This is a genomic window from Priestia sp. YIM B13552, assembly GCF_042787775.1.
Lineage (GTDB): Bacteria > Bacillota > Bacilli > Bacillales > Bacillaceae_H > Priestia > Priestia megaterium_E.
This window is the reverse complement of record NZ_JBHZOU010000003.1, coordinates 41,234-62,897: the sequence shown is the minus strand read 5'-3', so window position 1 is coordinate 62,897 and position 21,664 is coordinate 41,234. Positions and strand designations below refer to the sequence as shown.

18 protein-coding genes are annotated in these 21,664 nt (G+C 36.9%); 8 read left to right on the top strand and 10 right to left on the bottom strand.

Annotation, left to right across the window (positions count from 1 at the left end; translation table 11 throughout):
• Position 1: 1 nt before the first annotated feature.
• Positions 2–2,308: a DNA phosphorothioation-dependent restriction protein DptF gene (gene dptF / locus ACFX40_RS12445; RefSeq protein WP_377255100.1), complete on the bottom strand. Its 2,307-nt coding sequence runs from the start codon at positions 2,306–2,308 to the stop codon at positions 2–4.
• Positions 2,309–2,541: 233 nt separating this feature from the next.
• Between dptF and dndB the strand changes: the two genes are divergently transcribed.
• From dndB to ACFX40_RS12415, 6 genes are all read left to right on the top strand, one after another.
• Positions 2,542–3,639 (top strand): DNA sulfur modification protein DndB, encoded by a 1,098-nt coding sequence (gene dndB, locus ACFX40_RS12440; protein WP_033579258.1) that lies wholly within the window; start codon positions 2,542–2,544, stop codon positions 3,637–3,639.
• Positions 3,640–3,641: 2 nt separating this feature from the next.
• Positions 3,642–5,234, top strand: a complete 1,593-nt coding sequence (gene dndC / locus ACFX40_RS12435; protein WP_033579259.1) for a DNA phosphorothioation system sulfurtransferase DndC — start codon at positions 3,642–3,644, stop codon at positions 5,232–5,234.
• A 22-nt stretch (positions 5,235–5,256) separates the two neighbouring features.
• Positions 5,257–7,242: a DNA sulfur modification protein DndD gene (gene dndD, locus ACFX40_RS12430; RefSeq protein ID WP_377255097.1), complete on the top strand. Its 1,986-nt coding sequence runs from the start codon at positions 5,257–5,259 to the stop codon at positions 7,240–7,242.
• Entirely contained in the window at positions 7,239–7,610 is a 372-nt protein-coding gene (dndE, locus tag ACFX40_RS12425) for a DNA sulfur modification protein DndE (protein ID WP_098524919.1), read from the top strand. The genes dndD and dndE overlap by 4 nt, the downstream gene beginning before the upstream one ends.
• 9 nt (positions 7,611–7,619) lie before the next feature.
• Positions 7,620–8,738 (top strand): cysteine desulfurase family protein, encoded by a 1,119-nt coding sequence (locus ACFX40_RS12420; RefSeq protein ID WP_377255094.1) that lies wholly within the window; start codon positions 7,620–7,622, stop codon positions 8,736–8,738.
• Positions 8,739–8,950: 212 nt separating this feature from the next.
• The gene (locus ACFX40_RS12415) at positions 8,951–9,910 is read left to right on the top strand and encodes a patatin-like phospholipase family protein (protein ID WP_253351320.1); all 960 of its coding nucleotides are present in this window, start codon (positions 8,951–8,953) and stop codon (positions 9,908–9,910) included.
• Between the two features lie 154 nt (positions 9,911–10,064).
• On the opposite strand, the gene ACFX40_RS12410 is transcribed toward ACFX40_RS12415, so the two are convergent.
• From ACFX40_RS12410 to ACFX40_RS12375, 8 genes are all read right to left on the bottom strand, one after another.
• Positions 10,065–10,736: a hypothetical protein gene (locus ACFX40_RS12410; RefSeq protein ID WP_308280729.1), complete on the bottom strand. Its 672-nt coding sequence runs from the start codon at positions 10,734–10,736 to the stop codon at positions 10,065–10,067.
• A gap of 208 nt (positions 10,737–10,944) precedes the next feature.
• A complete protein-coding gene (locus ACFX40_RS12405; protein WP_377255091.1) occupies positions 10,945–12,657 on the bottom strand; it encodes a TcaA NTF2-like domain-containing protein in 1,713 nt (570 codons plus the stop codon).
• Between the two features lie 79 nt (positions 12,658–12,736).
• Positions 12,737–13,645, bottom strand: a complete 909-nt coding sequence (locus ACFX40_RS12400) for a phosphotransferase (protein WP_377255088.1) — start codon at positions 13,643–13,645, stop codon at positions 12,737–12,739.
• A gap of 98 nt (positions 13,646–13,743) precedes the next feature.
• A complete protein-coding gene (locus tag ACFX40_RS12395) occupies positions 13,744–15,072 on the bottom strand; it encodes a 6-phospho-beta-glucosidase (RefSeq protein ID WP_377255085.1) in 1,329 nt (442 codons plus the stop codon).
• A 38-nt stretch (positions 15,073–15,110) separates the two neighbouring features.
• On the bottom strand, positions 15,111–16,457 hold the full coding sequence (celB, locus tag ACFX40_RS12390) for a PTS cellobiose transporter subunit IIC (RefSeq protein ID WP_025751578.1): 1,347 nt from the start codon (positions 16,455–16,457) through the stop codon (positions 15,111–15,113).
• A gap of 11 nt (positions 16,458–16,468) precedes the next feature.
• Complete coding sequence (locus tag ACFX40_RS12385; RefSeq protein ID WP_377255081.1) at positions 16,469–16,774, bottom strand: PTS sugar transporter subunit IIB; 306 nt, start codon at positions 16,772–16,774, stop codon at positions 16,469–16,471.
• 262 nt (positions 16,775–17,036) lie between these two features.
• Complete coding sequence (locus ACFX40_RS12380; protein ID WP_334035733.1) at positions 17,037–17,519, bottom strand: hypothetical protein; 483 nt, start codon at positions 17,517–17,519, stop codon at positions 17,037–17,039.
• 56 nt (positions 17,520–17,575) lie between these two features.
• Positions 17,576–18,508 (bottom strand): ADP-ribosylglycohydrolase family protein, encoded by a 933-nt coding sequence (locus tag ACFX40_RS12375; RefSeq protein ID WP_377255078.1) that lies wholly within the window; start codon positions 18,506–18,508, stop codon positions 17,576–17,578.
• Between the two features lie 149 nt (positions 18,509–18,657).
• Here ACFX40_RS12375 and ACFX40_RS12370 point away from each other — a divergent pair, with 149 nt between their 5' ends.
• Positions 18,658–19,146 (top strand): DinB family protein, encoded by a 489-nt coding sequence (locus ACFX40_RS12370; RefSeq protein ID WP_377255075.1) that lies wholly within the window; start codon positions 18,658–18,660, stop codon positions 19,144–19,146.
• A gap of 54 nt (positions 19,147–19,200) precedes the next feature.
• Positions 19,201–19,767 (top strand): DUF6434 domain-containing protein, encoded by a 567-nt coding sequence (locus ACFX40_RS12365; RefSeq protein ID WP_377255072.1) that lies wholly within the window; start codon positions 19,201–19,203, stop codon positions 19,765–19,767.
• Between the two features lie 114 nt (positions 19,768–19,881).
• On the opposite strand, the gene ACFX40_RS12360 is transcribed toward ACFX40_RS12365, so the two are convergent.
• Positions 19,882–21,384, bottom strand: a complete 1,503-nt coding sequence (locus ACFX40_RS12360; RefSeq protein ID WP_377255069.1) for a malate:quinone oxidoreductase — start codon at positions 21,382–21,384, stop codon at positions 19,882–19,884.
• Between the last annotated feature and the right edge of the window lie 280 nt (positions 21,385–21,664).

Here is a 21,664-nt window from a genome sequence, read left to right as displayed (position 1 = left end):
CTTACTCCCTTTCAAATACAAATGAACCAAAAGTATCACGCTTGATTGTATAAAATTTATTATCCTGAGGAAAATGAACAAGCATTTCCTTTTTCTTCATTCCAAACGCCATAAGCTTTTCAATAAATTCAACAAACTTTATTGCATCTTCTTCATTCTTTTTGTTTGGACAGTATCCATCTTGGACTTTCGTTAACAACTGATACAATGGAAAATCAATATCTAAGAAGATATTATTTTTTTCATCATTATTGTTATAAGCAAGCATAATAAAGGACTTAAAAGATTCGATTACCTCTCCTTTATTCGGCTTTAAATGACTAATAGAAGGATTCAATTCTAGCTTTTGTGCTAGACGGTACTTTTCAGAAGGTTTATCTAAATATATATAGCCTTTCATTGGACTACCTTTCCATTTAAAAATAGCTGTTTCAATCTCCCCATAAAACCCTTTTATTTTTCTCATATCTCCCACATTAAAATAATAAAGGCTTCTAAGGAATTTCGAATAGCTTTGATCAGCAATATTAGCGGCAAATTTTTCATTTGTTAAAAACGTAACTCTAATAAACGTTTCAAAAAACAAATTAAAAGAATAGTCCGTTAAATTATCTTTAGATATAAAAGGTTTAAACCAGCCTTTCGATGTTTCAGCATAAACATAATTTTCAATTAGAGTATCCCAATCATTTAAGGTATTAAGCTCTACTACTAACTGATCAATAAACACAGAGCGACGGTGAATAGGGTCTAATTGACTTAGAGATTGAAGAATTATAGAACGCTCTTTTCGATTAAATAGAAGGTTCGGTAAAGAGAATTCTAAAACGTCAAATTCAGACATCAGTTCTATGTTTTGAATGTTATCTGGAATTAAGATATCAGCGATAAAATTCAGGAAAGCTCGAGCTGAGATAACTAGTTTTTTTCTAACGATTGTCTGAATAACTAATTGTACAATTTGTTCTTGAACAAATTTATTTTGTAAAAACTCATAGTTTTTGTGAACCATGTTATGAAGCCCATTTTTTTTATCTTCTTCTAGTGCTAAATAAAACGGATTTTCATCTGAAGAATCGCAAATTTTTCTTATTAAAGAAGAATAAAAAGTCGAATTGGGCCCTTTTTCAGTTAATTCATACGAATGGTAATCACCAAAGCTTAGTAAATCGAAATTCTCATTGCTGAAGTAAGTAGTTACATTTTGAGAAAACAACTCGCTATTATCCACAAACTCCCTTAATGTCTCATAGGAATATTCTTTGTGTTTTGTATTAATAAAGTTGTGTAACACTCCCATATTAATTGCTAGTATTACTTTTTGCGTCGAGTGTTCAATTTTCTGATCTGAAAAGCTATTCAATGCTTCTTCCAAAGTCTCCATTGCATCTTTATTAGGAGAAAAGCTTTCAGTAGCATCATTAAAAATTGTATAATCTTTTATTAAATCTGGCTTTTTTTCTTTAAGATATGCTAGTAAGTGAGACTTTCCGTCCCCTACACTACCGCATAACAAAATTAAATTGCCTGTTTCTCTACTTTCATTACGTTCTAATATATTTTCTAAATCCAATTGAATATTGCGATCTACGTGCATATAGTCCTTAAAGTTACTAAAATTATTTGCATTCTCGATTGCTTCTTGCGACGAATCTTTTAATCTCTTTAGCTCTCTTACTAAGTAGCTCTGTCCTGGCTCTAAATCTTTATTTAAAATTGAAGAGGTAGAGTTATCTTCTTCTTGAGAAGGCACAGGGTCATTTACTAAGAGGGGTTCTTCTACTCCTGATAATTCTTCTTTTTGCGCCATCTTTAATCCTTCAGGACCAAAAAGGCTCATAATTTGTTTCTTTACAATATCTTCAATGTTTTCTTGTTGAGGAGGTTTAGGATTCTCGTATAAAGGCACTTTTAACTGTTCTAATGAATACACCTCATAAAACCAAACTCCAATTTTGTACATTTCTCTATGTAGTTTAAAAGCTTCTGTAATGTCATTAAATTGGCCATCATGAGCAGCTTTATTGCCTGACAAGCGAATTGTATCGAATGATCTCTGAATATCTCTTTCAATATACCCTTCTCTCGTTAAGTACAAGATCTTTTCATACAAAGAATTGACGTAAGGTTCTTGTATTTTCTCCTGCTTAAATACTTCACTAAGAATTGCTTCAGCGAATAATCTAGCTTTTACAATTGAACTACTTGGATCTTCATATATTAATTCTTGCATCTTCTTGGCATTTTGAGCTGCTACAGGATTTATATCTTCTAAGAAGCTTAAAAAAAAGACCTCTTGGGAACTCATTTGTCAATCATCTCCGGTTACTATAATCATTTTCCATTTCATTTTAATTTTAACATATATTATATCTATTTTCTTTATGCTGGACCAATATGTTTATTTACACAAAAAACAATCTAATTAGAAAATTAGAAATACAGAAAATCGAACCTCCATTCGGTTTTTTTCATTGTATCTTTGAATTAATTAATTTATAATCAAATTATATTTTACGTACGTAATAAGGAGGTTTGATTATGGACTCGACATTCACTTATAATTTCCCTTCTATTAGAGGTGTCCAAGCAGGAAAAGAATATTTTGTAGCTATGTGCCCTTTACGAATTATTCCAAAGATTTTTCTTTTTGATGAAGAAGAAATTCCACCTGAATACAGATCTCAAAGGATTTTAAACAAATCTAGAATTCCAGAAATGACAAATTACATAGTGGAAAATCAAAAAGATTATGTATTTTCCTCCATCACAGCGTCTATAGATGGTGAAATTAAGTTTCAACCATATAATGAGGACCCTTCATCCAAAGACTTAGGACAGTTGCAAATTTCATTGGATGCAAGGTTTTTGATTAATGATGGGCAGCATCGCAGAGCAGCTATTGAAGAAGCATTAAAAATATCTCCCGAACTTGGCAACGAAACTATATCTGTAGTTTTTTTCCACGATGAAGGGTTAAAAAAATCCCAACAAATTTTTTCTGATTTAAATAGGCATGCTGTAAATACTACTTCTTCTATCGGTATTCTTTATGATTATCGGGATCGTTTGTCTCTTATTACTAAAGATGTTGTAACCACTACGCCTTTATTAAATAGATATACAGATAAAGAAAGAGTATCACTGTCCAAGAATTCACCCAAGATACTGGCTTTAAATCACATTTTTAATACAAACCTAAAGCTAGTTGGAAAATCTAAAGGTGATGAAATAACTCATGAGGAAGAAGAGTTTTTGAAGCAATTTTGGTTAGTTTTGTGTGATTCTATTGTAGAATGGAACATGGTTTTTGAAAAACAACTGACTCCTCGTGAATTAAGAGCAAACTTTATTGTGGGACATGGCGTATTTGTTGAAGCAGTTGGTTTAGTCGGACAATATCTACGAAAGCATCACCCTAAAGACTGGGAGAGTTACGTTAAAAAGCTATCAAATATAGATTGGAATAGAAGTAATACAAACGATTGGTTGGGGCGTGCATTTAATCAAAATGGCCGTATTCAAAAGACTTCCTCTACCATTCAATTAACTTCTAATAAAATTAAGCAATTGATTAGTTTACCGCTAAGTGATGCTGAACAATCATTAGAAAATAAATTTTTTCAAGGAGTAGTTTAATTATGAGTAATGGCATCATTAGTAATCTTTTATCAAAACAAGTGCCTTTTATTGACGAAGCAAAAGAAAGCATAAAAAAAGCTTATAAGGAAGATGACCGCCCTTGGGTAGTAGGATATAGTGGTGGTAAAGATTCCACAGTTGTAGTTCAGTTAGTATTTGAGGCTCTAAGTGAAATGCCTAAAGAGGAATTGCACAAAAAAGTATATGTAATTTCTTCCGATACATTAGTGGAAACACCTTTAATTATAAATTCGATTAATCAAACTCTTAGAAGAATTCAAGATGAAGCTTTGAGTAGAGATTTACCAGTTGAAACACACAAAGTAAAACCAGTTTTTGAACAGTCATTCTGGGTCAATATTATTGGTAAAGGCTACCCTTCACCCAATCAAAAATTCAGATGGTGTACAGATCGATTAAAAATTGATCCTGCTAATCAGTTTATTATGGACAAAGTATCTTCTTTTGGAGAAGTAATCATGGTATTAGGTGTACGTGAAGATGAAAGTGCTACACGTGGTAATGTAATTCGTTCTCATACCGTCGAAGGAAAGACTTTCATGAGACACTCTACGTTATCAAACGCATATGTGTACGCTCCTATTAGGAGCTTTACCCTTGATGATGTATGGAATTATTTACTTAACCATCCATCTCCATGGGGAGATGACAACCATGAGCTTCACAGATTGTATCAAGATTCCAATAGCGGCGAATGCCCTCTTGTAATTGATAAATCTATTAAAGAAAGTGCTGGTTCTTGTGGAAACAGTAGATTTGGTTGCTGGGTATGTACAGTCGTTAACGAAGATAAAGCTTTGAGTGGCTTTATTCAAAGTGGTCACGACTGGATGAAACCCTTACTTGACTTTAGAAATTGGCTATCTGCTATCAGAGATGATCGAACTCGAAGAATGAAGTATAGAATGAATGGTCATACCTACTTTAAAGATGTAAAGATCGTAGATATTGATGATGTGCCACATGTACTAATTCCAAAGAAATCAGGTAGACCTAAACAACACATTCCATTAGACCAATATACTGTTGTACCAAAAGAAGAATTAAAAAATTATCTTTTTACTAACAACATTGATTTAAGTGCACCTCAAGATTACAAAATACTAGTCACGTATCAAGAAGAAACATTAGATGGTGAAATGGTGACAAAGCATGCTCAACTTGGTTTAGGGCCTTTTACATTAGAAGCACGACAAGAAATTCTTAGAAAACTTTTAGAAGTTCAAAAAAACTTAAAGCACCCTGATGATCCTCATTATGAACTTATAAGCATTGAAGAGTTAAAAGCGATTCGGAAAATTTGGTTCAAACATGGAGATTGGGAAGATCAAGTTCCAAAAATCTTTGAAGAGATTATGGGTTATTCTTTAGACTGGGAAATTGATGACCGTCCACTATTTGATAAGGAACAAATATCCGACCTAGAACTACTATGTGATCAATTTAAAGTTGATATTAAAGTAATTAAACAATTGATCTCTATTGAAAAAGACTTTTCTGGCTATAAAGTTAGAAGAGGTTTAATGGATGAAATAGGTAAAGCATTAAAACAAGATTATTTACATCTGTAATAGGAGAAAATGAGGTTTAAACATGATTATAAATGAAATTCAACTAACTAACATCGGCGCCTATAAAGAGACCAATTCATTTAACCTTCGACCGGAGAATGGAAAGAATGTTATTTTAATCGGTGGAGAAAACGGTGCCGGTAAAACTACCCTCTTGAATGCAATAAAGCTGGGTTTGTTTGGTTCTTATGGTTATGGCTTTAAAACGGAAAATGCTGAATACTTTAAAAGAGTTCAAAGCATTCTTAACCATAATGCGAAAAAAAATAATGAAAATAATTTTAGAATTAAATTGGATTTCTCTTTAATAGATAATTTCGAAAAGACCGATTATGTATTACGTCGACACTGGAAGTTCTCCAATAATAATTTAAAAGAAACACTCGATTTATCAGCAAACGGAAAGTATTTATCAGAGTATGAAAAAGAAATTTTTCAGTCAAAACTAAAAGAAATCATGCCTCCTCAGCTATTAGATTTATGTTTATTTGATGGTGAGGAAATAGCTAGAATTGTGAACGAAGATTTATTATCTGAATACCTTCAAAACTTATCTAAAGTAGTATTTAACCTGGATTTATTCGAAATACTTGAAAACGATTTGGAAAGCTATTCTAATCAATCTGTAGATGTTAGAAAAATGGAAGAGTCTGAGCAAACTCTCTATGATTCAAATCTTCGTGAAAAAGAACTTAGAAAGAAAATTGTTTCGGCCATTTCTGATTTAAAGGAGCTCAACCTAAAAAAGGATGCGCTTAATGATGAATATCAGCAGCTTAAAGATGCTTTTGAGAAGTATGGCGGCCTTGTAAAATCTGAAAGAGATCAGATTGTTAAACAAATGAACAGCATTGAAAACATTAGGAAACAAAACTTAGAAAAGATTAAAGGTTTTGTTGCTAATCTCCTTCCTTTTTATCTGACAAAAGGACTTCTCACAGATGCTAGACAACAAATTCAGAATGAGGAATCTTTACAACTATTTAAACAATTAGATACAAAATTAACAGATGATAAAATTAACGATGTTCTTCATTCTCTTAATGGTTCTTTTGAAGATAATGCAGGTGAAACTTTAAAAGCTCACCTTTTAAAATTAGTAAAGCCTGAAAAAGAGATCAGCTCAGTTCATGGAGCTTCCTTTTCTGAAAGTAGCTTAATTGAAAATATGTTTCTCACTGTTTCAGGTACTGCTCACCAAGAATGTCTCGACATTATTAAAGACAATAAAGAAAAGTTAACTGAACTCCAGAAGCTAAGAGAAAGATTAAAAATTAATGATACAACCAATGAATTTAGTGATATGATTCAGCGCATGGAGACTACTCAACAAGCTATTTTAAAATTAGAAGATGAGCTAAACTCTCGTGAATCGCAATTAGAAGACTGGAAATCAGAACTAGAAGTCATAACGTCTACCATCGATAAGATCCAAGGTACGTTAAAAGACAGTGAAAAAACAAAAAGTTCATTTATTGAATCACAAAAAATTATTACATTAAGTCGACGTTTCCGAGAAATTCAGTTAAAGAAAAAGTTACAGCAAGTTCAAATCGAAGCAACTACTATGCTGAAGAGAATCTTGCGAAAACATAACTATATCTCTTCTATTGTTATTGACCACAAGACATACGACGTGTCCTTACTAGATTCTCAAAAGGATTATGTTGAAAAGTCCACATTATCGGCTGGTGAAAAAGAAATTTTACTTATTTCAATTATTTGGGCTATATTTAAATGCTCGGGTAGAAAAGTACCTTTTATCTTTGATACTTTACTAGGAAGATTAGATAAAACCCATAAAGCCGCAGTATTAAAAGAGTTCATTCCTAATTGTGGAAGACAAGCTATTATTCTTTCAACTGATACTGAAATTGATGAAAATAACTACAAGATTTTAGAAGATAGTGTAACTAAAGAATATATGCTTGAATTTAACGTAGAAAGAAAAGAAACGCAGATTTTAAATCAATATTTCCCTTTTAGACAAACGGGGGTGAACCTATGAATTTCCGATTAAAAACTTCAAAAGAAACAGGAGATAGATTAGTATCTCTTCAGGCTACAACAGGCTTAACATGGAATATTCTGTCCCGAATCGCCCTTGCTCTTTCTTTAAGAGATCCATCGATGCCAAATTTAGTAGAAAATAAATCTGGCGTGGATATTAACCGAAATGCCATGACTGGAGAAAATGATTATATTTACAAAGCCTTAATTAGACAACATGCTCAAAGAAACGTTACGGATGAAGAATACTTCCCCGATCTCTTTAATGCACATTTAGAGCGTGGCATTATTTTGCTGGATAACGAATACAAACATGCTAGAAACTACGAAAAGCTTCTCCAAAACTTATTAAAAATGGAAGGATAGGTGATACTGATGCTTTATTTAGACAATAGTGCAACTACACAGATTCATCCTGAAGTTAAAGAAGCTATGCTCCCCTACTTAATGGAGGAATTCGGTAATCCGTCAAGTAAGTATTATTCTGTCGCTGAGAATGCTAAAAATGCAGTTAAAGAAGCAAGACATTCTCTTGCCTCTTTAATTGGCGCTCACGACTCTGAAATTATATTTACTAGCGGCTCAACTGAAAGTAATAATATGGTTATTAAAGGCGTGGCAGATTATTATTCTAACCACGGTAAACATATCATCACTAGTAAAGTAGAACATCCCTCTATATTAGAAACATGCAAGTACTTAGAAGAAAAAGGCTTTGAAGTTACTTACCTTGATGTAGATCAGTACGGGAGAATTGACTTAGCAGACTTTGAACAACAATTGCGAGATGACACAATTTTAGTATCGCTAATTTGGGGAAATAACGAACTAGGTTCTTTAAATGACATGAAATCGATTTCCCAATTATGTCGTAAAAGAAACATCTTCTTACACACGGATGCAACTCAAATAGTTGGTAAAATTGAAATGAATTTATCGGATTATCCTGGAATTACTTTTCTTTCATGCTCAGGTCATAAATTCCATGGACCTAAAGGTATCGGTGCTACTTTTATCCGTAGAGATCAATATGATATTTTAACAAAAATTACCCCTCTTCTCCATGGAGGCGGGCAAGAACAAGGAATCCGAAGCGGTACGTTAGCTGTTCACAATATCGTTGGCTTAGGAAAAGCAGCAGAAATTGCAGAAAAGAATTTAAAGAAAAACATTAAGAAGTTAGAAGACATGGAATCTTATGTTTCGTTAATTTTAAAAGATAAATTTAACGATCAAATTGTTTTCAATCATGATACTAATCATAAGATACCAGGAGTTTTGAGCGTTCAATTTAAAGGAGCAAATAACGAACTTTTAGTGAAAAATTTAGCTCCAGTAATGGCTGTGTCTACAGGTTCAGCGTGTAGTTCTAGCAAGCCTTCTCACGTACTTGCTGCTATCGGACTTTCGATTGATCAGGTTAGGTCAACTGTCCGGTTTTCGATGTCTAGCTTTATTGATAAAAAAGATTTAGAGATATTTAAAGAACTGTAAGAGATTGACTCTTACAGTTCTTTTATTTTTAACGTGTCCTGCTCTATCCTCATCTTATTTTTTTGTAATTAATGGATTTCTTTTCAGGGATTCTTACCTACATAACCCGACTCCTAAATAATCAGTAAAAGAGATACTCATACCTCTCCAGCACATCAAATAAACATATACAGAATGATAACTCTGATGGGATTCGAAAGGAGAAATCACCTTTGACAAAATATCGGATCATGACCTTTGATGGAGGCGGTACTTTAGGTGCTTTAAGTTTACAACTTTTGAATAGATTGGTTTATCAAAACCCCAAGTTAATTAGTGAAACCAATGTTTTTTCAGGAAATTCGATTGGTTCATTTACTGCTCTCGCATTAGCAAGCGGAAGATCACCAGAAGAGACGTTTCAGTTTTTCAAAGATCACATCTTACCGGCGTTCAGCGTTTCCCGACCGGGCGGACCTGTTTTTAACCAACAACTACCCTATTCTGGTTTTATTAAAGCCATACGAATGTTTTTCCCCCGAGACCTTCGCCTTAGAGACTTAAAGAAGCGAATTGTTGTGCCATCCTTTCACTTATTTTCACCGGAGCTGAATCGTTGGAATCCTGTGTTATTTCATAATTTTCCTGATTCTCCCTATCTTAATGAAAAAGCAAGTGACGTAATACTTAGGAGCAGCGCTGCTCCCGCAACGCAAAGAGCTTATCAAAACTATGTTGATGGTTATACAGTAGCAACTAATACCAGTACAGCTAGTATCGCGTTTGCAGTCGGAAAAGCAAAGCAGCCGTTAGATCAAATTGCCGTACTATCCATCGGAACAGGTGAACAGCCAACTCAATTAAGAAGAGATACAAAGGGGTGGGGAATGGTGAGTGCCGATAACATACGCCCTGAGGATATGGAAGACCTTCCGCCAAATTGGGGAGTACTTTTAGACCGGTCTTCTAATGAACCCTTGCTTCCGTTTCTTCAGATTATCTCTGGTGGATCGAGCTACTATGAATCAATGGTTAGCTCTGAGCTTTTAGGCGATCAGTTTTTCCGGTTGAATCCGCGAATTCCTAATTTCTCTAAAACGGATCCTTCGGTTGTTCCCGCTCTTATTTCGATTGCTAATAAAACGAATTTACGGCCTGCGTTTCATTTCATTGAAAAAAACTGGAATTGCTAATATTTTTTAAGGAGAGCATTGAAACATGGAATTTGTTGTTTTATGAACACAAATTCCTTTTTTAGATAACCCCTTATATTTTAGCCAGCCATGCTAATTCGTTCGTTATTATAATCATGTAATCATGATTTTTCATTCTTTCTCGTTTCACCTATTAAAACTTTACACTTTTCAGCATTTTCACAATCAACTTATCTTGTTTTTCCCCTTGTTTCTCTGTTAAATGATCTCCAGTATATTTGTAATAAAGCTCGATTACTTTATCCGTATTTTTATCTGCTATATATGCTACGTATGTATTTGGAACATACTTAATATTGTTCTTTACAACTTTTTCTTCAGTTCCTTTAAAATATGTATATGCTGAATCGTAATATATACTGATATGCGCTGTTTCTATCTTTTTTGGTTGATTCACATGTAGGTTCTTTTTGAACAGACTCTCTACATTTACCTCCTCATTTTCTTTTACCTTCTCTGCCAGTTCTACGTTCATGTATGAAACTTCATTTTTATTATTAAAGAAATTTCCCGAAGAAGCCACCCATCGCTCATAAAACTGACCGTTGATAGCATAGTCTTCTTTATTTTCATGAATTAACTGATACTCCTCTGGAAACCACATCGTATACTGCCCTGTCTTTGACTTGAACTCGTAAAACTCGTTATCTGCTTTTTTGCCTTTATCTAAGAATTCTCGTGTAAAGTGATCATTAAAAGCGGGGACATTTGGATAACGGGTTTCATTTATCATCCATATACCTCCTATTAAAATAGTAGCTCCAGCAATGACTGCACTAACTGTTTTGGTGCGTTTTTTCATCATAGCACCTCCTTTTACTTATGTTCCGACCTATATTTTATACATGTTCGATACTACCATACTTCTACTGGAAGAAGCATGAACACAATCAATGAAAGACTCATAAATAGTTCCTACCACTCTACAAAAAAAGGAAAAACCGACTCCAACCAAAACAACCGCTAGCTCCCCAAAAGGAACTAGCGGTTGTTCATAATCTCTCAGAAACCGTTCACTCTTCCACCGGCTTCTGCTCATCTGTTAATGTATCAATTTTAGTAATTTGAAGTTTGTCTTTACCTGCAGCTTTCACATGATAAATTCGTTCTTTTTTAAACTGCGTGCTTGCATCATATGAGTCGGTGAACGTATATACTTCTTTTGTATAAATGTCGTAGGTTCCGTCGTCATGTGATTCTGTTTTTGTCACGAGAAACTGATCGTTAGCAAACGATACGTTTTTTCCGGCAAGTGATGTGATATAGCTTTTTAGCTGTTTATAAACTGGCTGACCCGAGTCAATATAAGGCGCCATCCCACTAAAGTCTCCGCTGTTTAAACTTGAAAAGTAAGCGGCTTTATAGGAGATAAAAAAGTTTTCAAGATCCGTTTTACTTAAGGCAGCTGGTTTAGTCTGTTCATTTTTTAACGACGTCGTGCTGGTCGTTTCTTTTATATCTGAGCTTGTTTCTGCCGTTTGATTGTCACGATTCATATATACAATCGTCAGCAATAAGACCATAACAATAGCGCCTCCTATTAAAATAGGAAAAGTGCGCCGTGATGATTGCTGCTTTTTGAGCACGGGAAAGTCTGCGTAGGATGGCAGCGTAACAGGTTCTATATCTACCTTTAACCGAGCTAATGGCCTTGGTATTTCCGTGCTTTTTACACTACCAAGCGGCTGAAGTGCTAAAAATTCTTCGTATGTAACAATAAATTCGTTTACTGCTATTCCTTTATACATACCGTAAATTCGATTCCACAGTTCCTGACACCGAGTAGCCTTTATATCTTCACTCAGTTCGTTAAAAAATGGTCGTGATTTTTTAATAAAAGCCGCTAACCACGTTTGATGAACGTCGACTTTGTGGACTGCATTTAAGTCGTTAAGTGATTGCTTTAACTTGGCGTGTTCATTTGCATCGTTTTGGCTAATGACTTCCATACTGCGTTGCGTTTCTTTCAGCACAGTAGAAAGACTCTTACTCATTTTTTCTTGCAAGGCATCAAACTGGCTGCGAGCATCAGGCCAGTGCAGTTCGAGTAACTGTTTTTGTGCAGTCGTGGCTTTTCGAATACTTTCATTTAGCTCATGCTGCTTTGTGCGAAAGGCGGTCGCTTTTTGTTTGGTCACTACTTTATTTTTGCTTAGCTGATGCCATTCTTGCTTCAAGCTCTTGTCTTCTTCGAGTACTGTGGCTATCGCTTGTTTTACATGTTCATGCTTTTTTTGAAAGTCAACGAACGCTGACAAATACGTATTCCAGTTTTCCTTCATTTCTTTTAACGATGACGTGTTAGCGTGTTTTTCTGTTAGTTGAAAAAAGTCGTTTCTAAACGCTACCATATCAGCTTCAGAAATGAGTTCTTTTCCGAAAAGCTCTGTAACACTTCTATGTATGCTTGTTAACTGTTGGAGCTGTTTCATATTGCTTTGACGCTTGTTTATGTACTCCGGATAATCGTTTGAAAGAAACGTCACCATTGTATATTCAATGTTGCTCATATTATACTCTGTACGTTCTTTTTCCAGTTCTTCATACACTTTCTGCAGCTGACGTTCTACTATGGAGAGAAATTTTTCTTTATCCATCCCGTCTACTTCTTCTTTTAGCATGTTTAAAGATTCCGTTTCTCCAATAAGAAATTCCTTTTCCTTATATAGCTGTATCCATGCTTCTAGCAGCTGCGCTGCTGATTTATTCCAGTGGCTTGTATTCATCGTTTGCTTCACCTGTTGTTTTTATTTTTATCCTTTTTTAACTATACAGGAATTTAACAAAAATTTTATTACAGTTTTATTACTCTTGAAAAATGAGGTTTAAGCTTTCTAGAGCCGCTTCTAACGTTTGTTTGTCTCCTTGATCGTAGCTGTGCGCCACAAATACTACGGTTGTAAATACAGCTTTCCATTTTGCCATTCTGTACGTTTCTTCGTCTACTTTTCCGTATTCTTTAAAAAAACATGCTCTTCCTTTAGGAGGTAAAAAGCTGTAGGCAATCGCTAGGTCAACTGCCGGGTGACCAATATGAACATCTCCCCAGTCAATGATGCCTGAAACCATATTGGTTTGATCAACAATCATGTTTTTAATATGAAGATCTCCGTGAACCAGTACATGTTTTTCTTGATAGTGAATTTCTTGTATGCCATTTACATAGTCTTCAAGAATCTCTTGTTTTGAATAAAGATTACGCTCCTTCATTTGCTTGACATATTTCTCTAGCGCCGGCTTTCGCTTCACCATATCAAGCCGACTCAGCTCATCAAACGGCACGCCGAGCTCTTGGGCTTTTAAATGAGGATAGTGATGTAGCGTACGAAGAAACCTTGCTAGTACAGAAGCGGATTGTATGCGTTCTTCTTCTGTTAATCGTGCAGGCGGAGTTCCTTGCACGTAGTGATAGCCCATAAACGGCCAAGGATAGCCTGCATTCGGCTTACCGAAAAAAATGGGCTCTGCAATGGATAGCGGCAGCTGAGAAGCAAGGCTTGGTAAAAGCTGATTTTCTGTTTTTAATAGTCCTACTGCGAGTTCTCTTCTTGGAAACCGAAACACAAAGCGGTCGTTTACTTGATAAACCGTATTGTCAAAGCCGTAGCCAAGCAGTGAAATTACAGCGGGCGCAAGTTCTGGAAACTGCGTCTCGATTAGCGTTTTGGCAAGCGGTGCTGATACAATTTGTTCTGCATCCCATGCATTTGGCACTGTGATCACCTTTCTTTGATGTTGATTTTGTATATAAAGTATACTATAAAAATGAAAAAACCTCTGACTCGTTGTCAAAGGTTTTTTCACTATACGTATTAGACATTCACCGAGTTAAAAAACTGCGGTAAATGAGATTTATGCGCGTCTAGCATTTCGTCCAAAAGCTGCTTGGCAATGGTATCAGATGGGACTAACGGATTGATTGTCATTGCAACAAGCGCGGTATTGTAATCTCCCGTAACCGCTGCTTCGGCTGTGACGCGTTCAAAAGATTTGATTTGCTGCACAAGTCCTCGAACAGCTACAGGTAAATCACCGACTGCAATTGGCTTTGGCCCTTCTTTTGTAATCACGCAGCTCACTTCAACAGCAGAATCATTTGGAATGCTGGAAATTGCCCCATTGTTAACGGTATTTACAGACTGGATATCGCCTTTATCATTATAGATAGATGAAATTAAGCTGCATGCAGCATCACTGTAGTACGCGCCTCCTCGCTTTTGAAGCTGAGGCGGTTTAATTGCAAGATTAGGATCTTTATAGAGCTCAAATAAGTCTTTTTCTAACGCGCGCACTACTTCAGCTCGTGTGCCTTCGAGCTCAGCTGCATTTTGCTCTTCTTGCAGCAGCTCGTTTGTTTTATAGTAATAGCGGTGATAGCCGCATGGAATAACCCCTAGGCCTTTAATAAAGTCAGGATCCCATGAAATCCCTTTGATATTTCGCATAGACATCGCATTCGTCGGGTCTGCCATGGCGTCAATCACTTGATCTTTCACGCTCACTCCGTCTAAAAAGACATCTAACCCAAAGACCATATGATTTAACCCGGCAAAGCTAACCTGTACGCGGCTTTCGTCTACTTCTAGCGCTTTAGCAATCCCCATACGAATACCGATTGGCACATTGCATAAGCCCACTACTTTTTTATGATTGCTATAGCGTAAAATGGCTTCTGTCACCATACCAGCTGGATTCGTAAAGTTTACAAGCCACGCATTTGGACACAGTTCTTCTATATCTTTCACAATACTTAAAATCACAGGAATTGTGCGCAGCCCTTTGAATAATCCGCCCGGTCCATTCGTTTCTTGCCCAATCACGCCGTATTTTAACGGAATTCGTTCATCTTTCATTCTTGCGTCTAACAATCCTACGCGAAATTGTGTAGTGACAAAGTCGGCATCTTTTAACGCTTTTCTTCGATCCAGCGTAAGATGAATATCAATTGGCACTCCTGCTTTTTCAACCATTCGTTTTGCCAGATTCCCAACAATCTCTAGCTTTTCTTTTCCTTCTTCTACATCTACTAGCCAAAGCTCTCGTACAGGCAGCTCGTCATAGCGCTTAATAAATCCTTCGACAAGCTCCGGCGTATAGCTTGAACCTCCGCCAATGGTTACAATTTTAATTCCTTTTGTCATTTCAATCCCTCCGCTATAATGAATGATTTTAAAATACGTTATACAACACTTTGCTGTTCTTCTTTTACCGGTGAACGATCTATAGAAGCTCCGGTTTCTTCTATAAGTTTTTGTTTGTCCCACATTTTAAAGAATGGAAAATAGACGCCAAACGATACCACCATTAGCACAAGCTGTAGAACAGCCCCTGATATGCTTCCTGTAATTAAGTAGCCACTAATCACCGGCGGCATTGTAAACGGCGTGACAATTCCTATTGGCTTTGCAACGAGGCCGATATCCATCGATACATACGTAATAATGACCGATAGAAGTGGTGCTAAAATAAACGGAATAATCATAATCGGATTTAATACGATAGGCATTCCAAAAATAACAGGTTCGTTAATATTAAAGAAGCCCGGTCCGATGCTTAATCTTCCTAGCTGCTTCATTTGCTGGCTTTTCGCAAACAGGACCATCGCCAGCACAAGAGAAAGCGTAGTGCCGGACCCTCCTACAAACACAATATCGTTAAATTCATTCGTTACAATATGCTTCACTGGCTCACCAGAAGCAAGAGCGGTTGCGTTTTCCGTTGTTAGCGTAAGCCATACAGGCGTCATGACAGAACCAACAATCGTCGCACCGTGTAGCCCTGTACTCCACATAAGAGTAATTAAGATAAAAATCAGAATCGTACCAACTAAGCTTGTACCAATATGAGTTAAAGGCTGTTGCAGTAAAACCGTCACGACATTATGTAAATTCCCGAAGTCTCCGACGTTTTCTACAAGCAAACGCAGCATCCATATAACCATTACAGCGCCAAACCCTGGTATTAACGCTGAAAATGAACGAGCGACAGCTGGTGGAACGGTTTCTGGAAGCTTAATCACAATATTTTTTTGAATAATCTTCCGGTAAACTTCTGTTGCAATAATAGCTATAACCATCCCCACAAAAAGACCTTTACTTGTAAACATCGCCGTTTGGTAAGCTGTTTCGACCATAGCCGTTCCATCTGCGTTTTCTCCAATCGTATACGAAACAAAAGGTGTACCGACAAAGAAAGCAGCTAAAGACACTGCACCTGAAGCAAGTGCATCCACTTTATACGATTCTGCTAAGCGATAGGCAATCCCGAACGTAGCTACTAAAGCCATAATTTCAAACGTTCCTCGGTACGGGTATAAAATGCTTGCTTTTAGCTTAGGATGTTCTGTTAAAAAATCTGTGTAGGCTTGAAAAGGCAAATTGGCTAAAATTAAGAAAAGTGAACCGATAATAATAAGCGGCATCGTCAGGACCATACCGTCTCGTAATGCTTGAAGATGACGCTGCTGGGCAGCTTTGCCAGCAAGCGGCATAATATATGTTTCAAGTACACGATTCATTTTGCTCAATTGATTCCCTCCTATTTCGAAACTAACTGCTCAGCAGATTTTAGCACTTCTTCTCCGTTACACATTCCGTAATGAACCGGATTAATAACCTCTACTGGAATTCCTTTTTCCTCTCCTAACTTTTTCATTTGAGGAAGCAAGTAACGCACTTGCGGACCTAAAAGTAAAATATCTGCATCATCAATATGATTTCTAACCGCGTCTCCTGGTACTGCCCAGATTTTGCACGTTGTCTCTTTTTCTTTTGCGCTTTTTTCCATTTTAGTCACTGACAAACTTGTAGACATCCCTGCTGCGCAGCATAGTAAAATATTCATTTCTAATTCCCCCTTGATCAGTGATTGATTAACATCCATAAGTGAGATAAGTATCTTGCTAAGATGTTTTCTTGTTACCTTCACTATATATTGAAAACGCTTTCAATTAAACGCAATATTTTTCCGTTACCAAAGGAAAAATATTGTTTGAATATTCTTTAAATTAAGAGAGAAAGGGATTGTAAATCAAATTGAATTGTGGTAGATTCTTAAAAAAAGATAAGCAGCTCACCCATCTAGGTAAGCTGCTTATCGGCTCTTATTATAACCCAGTAGAAATTGTCTCCTGATGTGAGATTCCTAGGTGGCGGTATGAGATGGTTACTTCTTGTATACTTATATTATCTGCAAGAGAAAGCGCATATATCTGATCACTTTCTTTTCCTTTGTACGATCTTTCTAGCTGTTCGTCAGGACCTGTATGCGGCTGCAGCTTCACACTTTGCAAGCTCTTAAACGTATAGCCTTTTGTTTCTTCGCTAGTAAAGTCTCCAAGAAGGAACCCTTTTTTATCATTGCTTACTTGTATTTTTGCATATTCGGGCGTTTTGTTTCCGTTGATACGGATTTGTTCTATTTCAATGTCTCCTAGAGAGCTCTTATTACCTATAGAAATCAGCTGAACTTTTTTATTCTTGGCAAAGCCAGCGGCTTTAGCCTCCAACGATGCACTCATTCTTACAAATGTATATACTCCAGCAAATACGATAATCAAGATACTAGCTATAAGAAAAATCTTCTTCAAAAAAACACTCCTTATCTGACTTTTTCATGAAATACAGCTTACGTTCATTGTCTTTTTCATACACACGCATCTGCAAATTTCTTACAAGCTCCTATCAACTCTTCTTTTTTAGCAAGCTGACAAACCCACTCTTCAGGAATGCCATCCAGCTGATAATATGCTCCTGCCATAGTACCTGTAATAAAGCCTATTGTGTCCGTGTCTTCTCCTAAATTCACAGCAGTAAGTACAGATTCTTTGTAGTCATCACTTTGCAGAAAAGACCAAAGAGATGCTTCTAGCGAGCTGACGACGTATCCAGTTGACCCGATTTCATTTCTTGCTGCGTGCGGCAAACTTAGGTTTAACACTCGTTCATACGCAGAAAACTCTGCTTCATACTCCGTACCTGTTAACTGCTTTTGACAGAGATTTACCGCTTTTTCATATGCTTCAAAAGGCTCGTTGCCGTCAAGAAGACGAATAAGCAGCTCCACGTATATAATGCAGCCAAGCGTAGAGCGCACATGGCGGTGCGTGACGTGAGCAATTCTTTCTATTTCTTCTTTTCTTTTTGTAAAGCTAGGTTCATCACATAGTGTAAACGCAAGCGGAGCAATACGCATAAGCGCTCCGTTTCCGTTGTCGTATTCAGCGCTTCCTCCCCACTCTTCTTTAGGAAGCCCGCTTTTATAGCGGCGAATCGCTTCGCTTGTTGCGATGCCAATATCAAACATTTCTCCGTACGGCGTCCAGTAGCCATCCGACCAATAGTTCGCAAACTTTTGCATCAAATCATATTCATCTTGTTTGTCTAGTAAATTATCAATCAAGCACATCGTCAGAGATGTATCATCTGACCACGTTCCTTTAGGCTGGTTGTATGTACCGTAGCCTGTCATAGTTGTGATCCGAAATGTATCGCGTTTTTTAAACTCAACTGGAACGCCTAAAGCGTCTCCGACAGCTCCTCCTAGAATCGTAGAAAGTACTTTTTTATGTAGCTTCATGCAATCAACTCCTTTCTATTATTGTAATTGTTTGATTTTGGAATTTGCAAGAGATCTCTTGCCTAGACGTTTTTTCTTCTTTTTACAAAGGAATTTACAAGCCTTAATCTAATTTAGTAAGAGGTAAAAAAACATGTGAGGTGTGGTAGATGATTCATTTTTTTGAATATAATTGGCAAGTGAGAGATGAATGGTTTAGCTGGTGTTATCAACTTTCTAGAGAAGAACTGTTGAAGAAGCGGACTGGAGGAACGGGCAGCATTTTACAAACTCTGTTTCATATTATTGATGTGGAAGACAGCTGGATACGCGCCATTCAAGGTAAACCAGATATCGTTCTTTCTTTTGAAGAACACGATACGCTCGAAAAGCTTCAAGTACTCTCTTCTGCACATAGACCCGAAATTGCCGACTTTCTAAGTCATTTGAATTTTTCCAACAAAAGGTACGTAACAGTCCCTTGGGATTCTACTTCTTACACGGAAGCTGACATTTTGCATCACATCATCATTCATGAAATCCATCACATCGGCCAGCTTTCTATTTGGGCAAGAGAGATGAATAAACAGCCTATTTCTTCTCACTATGTAGGAAGAAACATAAAAGACATTGCTTCGTACTTCTCTAAAAACAATTGACCCACGAGAACAAACGTTCTATAATTACTTTGTAAATATATGGAGGTGAAAACGATGCGACCTGAACTTACAAAAAATTTATCTATCAATGACTTCACGGATTTTTACTGGCTCAAAACCGAGCTGCAACAATTTTGTCGAGAAAACAACATGAGCCCGTCTGGATCTAAAATGGAACTTTCAAAAAGAATTGAAGTGTTTTTAACAACCGGTGACACTCAACAATCAAAATCACCTTCTAAAAAACGTTCGTCCTCTAAAACACAAGCGCCGCTAACATTAGATACCGTCATTGGGGAAAATCACCGCTGCAGTCAAGAAGTACGGGCTTTTTTTAAAAAAGCCATTCATCCTACGTTTCATTTTTCCACGTATATTCAAAACTACTTTAAAGAAAATGTAGGGAAAACCTATCGAGATGTGGTAAAAGCGTGGCATGAAGAAGAAAAACGAAAAAAGCAGCCTTCTTATCAAAAAGAAATTGCGCCTCAGTTTGAGTACAACCGCTTTATTCGCGATTTTTTTAAGGATCCGAAAAACAATGGAAAAAGCCGCGATGATGCAATTGCGGCGTGGAAGCATTTGAAACTTCAGCCTGGAAGCAATCAATACCACTCTTAAATCAAACTCTACATATAAAGACCATTAAAACACCACCTCAAGAAAAGGTGGTGTTTGTGCACGCCTGTAGATTTCTTCACATACACATGTACTGTTTGTTGCGGCGTAAAATCTTTAGCTATAAACAGACTCTTTTTTAATTAAACCAAGCGTCTGTGAAGTGGACGCATGAATTTCGTTAAAGAAGTCTGGATGATCAACTAATGACATGCCGTAGGAAGGAATCATTTCTTTTATTTTTGGCTCCCACTTGTTCATGTTTTCTGGGAAGCATTTTTCCAATACTTCTAGCATAACGTGAACCGCCGTTGACGCACCAGGAGAAGCCCCAAGAAGTGCAGCAACAGAACCATCAGCGGCACTTACAACTTCTGTACCAAACTGAAGCGTTCCTTTACCTCCGGCTTCCGTGTCTTTGATTACTTGAACACGCTGGCCTGCTACGACGATATCCCAGTCTTCGCTTTTCGCGTTCGGGATAAACTCACGCAGTTCTTCGACACGTTTTTCATTTGATAACAGCACTTGCTGAATCAGGTATTTCGTTAACGCCATTTCTTTGACGCCTGCTGCTAGCATGGTTAAAATATTATTCGGCTTTACAGAACTGATTAAGTCCAAGTTTGAACCAGTTTTTAAGAATTTCGGCGAGAAGCCGGCAAATGGACCAAACAACAGCGTCTTTTTATTATCAATATAGCGTATATCAAGGTGCGGAACCGACATTGGCGGAGCTCCGACTTTGGCTTTTCCATATACTTTCCCGTGATGCTGCGCAATGACTTCAGGGTTATTGCATACCATAAATAATCCGCTTACCGGGAATCCTCCAATATGCTTGGATTCAGGAATACCTGTTTTTTGAAGTAAAGGCAAGCTTCCGCCTCCGCCTCCGATAAAGATGAACTTTGCCGTGTGGTACTCAACTTTGCCGCTGTCTACATCTGCGACTTTCACTTCCCACATACCGTCACTTTTACGTTTAATATCTTTTACACTTCGTTTGTAATGAACGTGAACCCCTTTATTCTTCAGATGGTCAAACAACATGCGTGTTAAAGCACCGAAGTTTACGTCTGTTCCCGAATCAATTTTAGTTGCAGCAATTGGTTCGTTTGACGTGCGCCCCTTCATGATTAACGGAATCCATTCTTTTAGTTTGTCAGGACTGTCGGAATACTCCATTCCTTGAAACAACGGATTGTTTGACAGCGCTTCAAAACGCTTTTTCAGAAACGATACATTTTTTTCCCCTTGTACCAAACTCATATGCGGAATTGGCATGATAAAGTCTTGCGGATTGCGAATCAACTTGCTGCTTACCAGATAAGACCAAAACTGTCTTGACAGCTGAAACTGCTCATTAATTCGGATCGCTTTCGTTATATCTATAGATCCATCAGCTTTTTCTGATGTATAGTTTAGTTCGCACAGCGCAGAATGGCCCGTCCCTGCATTATTCCATTCGTTCGAGCTTTCTTCCCCTGCGTCTGCGAGTTTTTCAAATACTTTAATGTCCCATTCAGGTGCTAACTCTTTGAGTAATGATCCCAAAGTTGCGCTCATGACTCCGGCACCAATTAAGATAACGTCTGTTTTTTTCTGTACGTTGCTCATTATAACCTTCCTCATCCCCTATATTTGTAAAAAGATGTAGGCGCTCCTGCTTACGTAGTAAAAAAATTCAGGTGCGACCTAAGAACACACCTTTTTCTGTCTCACTTATAACTATATCACAGTATAATTGTCTGATGATTATAAACTATTCAAAAATGATAAAAAAGTGAGAAAATCGCCCACAAATTCCAAAAAACTTATTAAATTCCGTCTGCATTTTCTTTTATTAGTAAACTTTTATACCTACTTCTAAATGGCAAAGCATCGATTAATAAAATAA

What these genes read in the sequence shown, in the direction of transcription:
- ACFX40_RS12410 (WP_308280729.1), bottom strand. Translation starts at nt 10,736, where the DNA reads ATGATGAAAAAACGCACCAAAACAGTTAGTGCAGTCATTGCTGGAGCT.
- ACFX40_RS12405 (WP_377255091.1), bottom strand. Translation starts at nt 12,657, where the DNA reads ATGAATACAAGCCACTGGAATAAATCAGCAGCGCAGCTGCTAGAAGCA.
- ACFX40_RS12420 (WP_377255094.1), top strand. Translation starts at nt 7,620, where the DNA reads ATGCTTTATTTAGACAATAGTGCAACTACACAGATTCATCCTGAAGTT.
- dndC (WP_033579259.1), top strand. Translation starts at nt 3,642, where the DNA reads ATGAGTAATGGCATCATTAGTAATCTTTTATCAAAACAAGTGCCTTTT.
- ACFX40_RS12370 (WP_377255075.1), top strand. Translation starts at nt 18,658, where the DNA reads ATGATTCATTTTTTTGAATATAATTGGCAAGTGAGAGATGAATGGTTT.
- ACFX40_RS12360 (WP_377255069.1), bottom strand. Translation starts at nt 21,384, where the DNA reads ATGAGCAACGTACAGAAAAAAACAGACGTTATCTTAATTGGTGCCGGA.
- dptF (WP_377255100.1), bottom strand. Translation starts at nt 2,308, where the DNA reads ATGAGTTCCCAAGAGGTCTTTTTTTTAAGCTTCTTAGAAGATATAAAT.
- dndE (WP_098524919.1), top strand. Translation starts at nt 7,239, where the DNA reads ATGAATTTCCGATTAAAAACTTCAAAAGAAACAGGAGATAGATTAGTA.
- ACFX40_RS12395 (WP_377255085.1), bottom strand. Translation starts at nt 15,072, where the DNA reads ATGACAAAAGGAATTAAAATTGTAACCATTGGCGGAGGTTCAAGCTAT.
- dndB (WP_033579258.1), top strand. Translation starts at nt 2,542, where the DNA reads ATGGACTCGACATTCACTTATAATTTCCCTTCTATTAGAGGTGTCCAA.
- ACFX40_RS12365 (WP_377255072.1), top strand. Translation starts at nt 19,201, where the DNA reads ATGCGACCTGAACTTACAAAAAATTTATCTATCAATGACTTCACGGAT.
- dndD (WP_377255097.1), top strand. Translation starts at nt 5,257, where the DNA reads ATGATTATAAATGAAATTCAACTAACTAACATCGGCGCCTATAAAGAG.
- ACFX40_RS12375 (WP_377255078.1), bottom strand. Translation starts at nt 18,508, where the DNA reads ATGAAGCTACATAAAAAAGTACTTTCTACGATTCTAGGAGGAGCTGTC.
- ACFX40_RS12385 (WP_377255081.1), bottom strand. Translation starts at nt 16,774, where the DNA reads ATGAATATTTTACTATGCTGCGCAGCAGGGATGTCTACAAGTTTGTCA.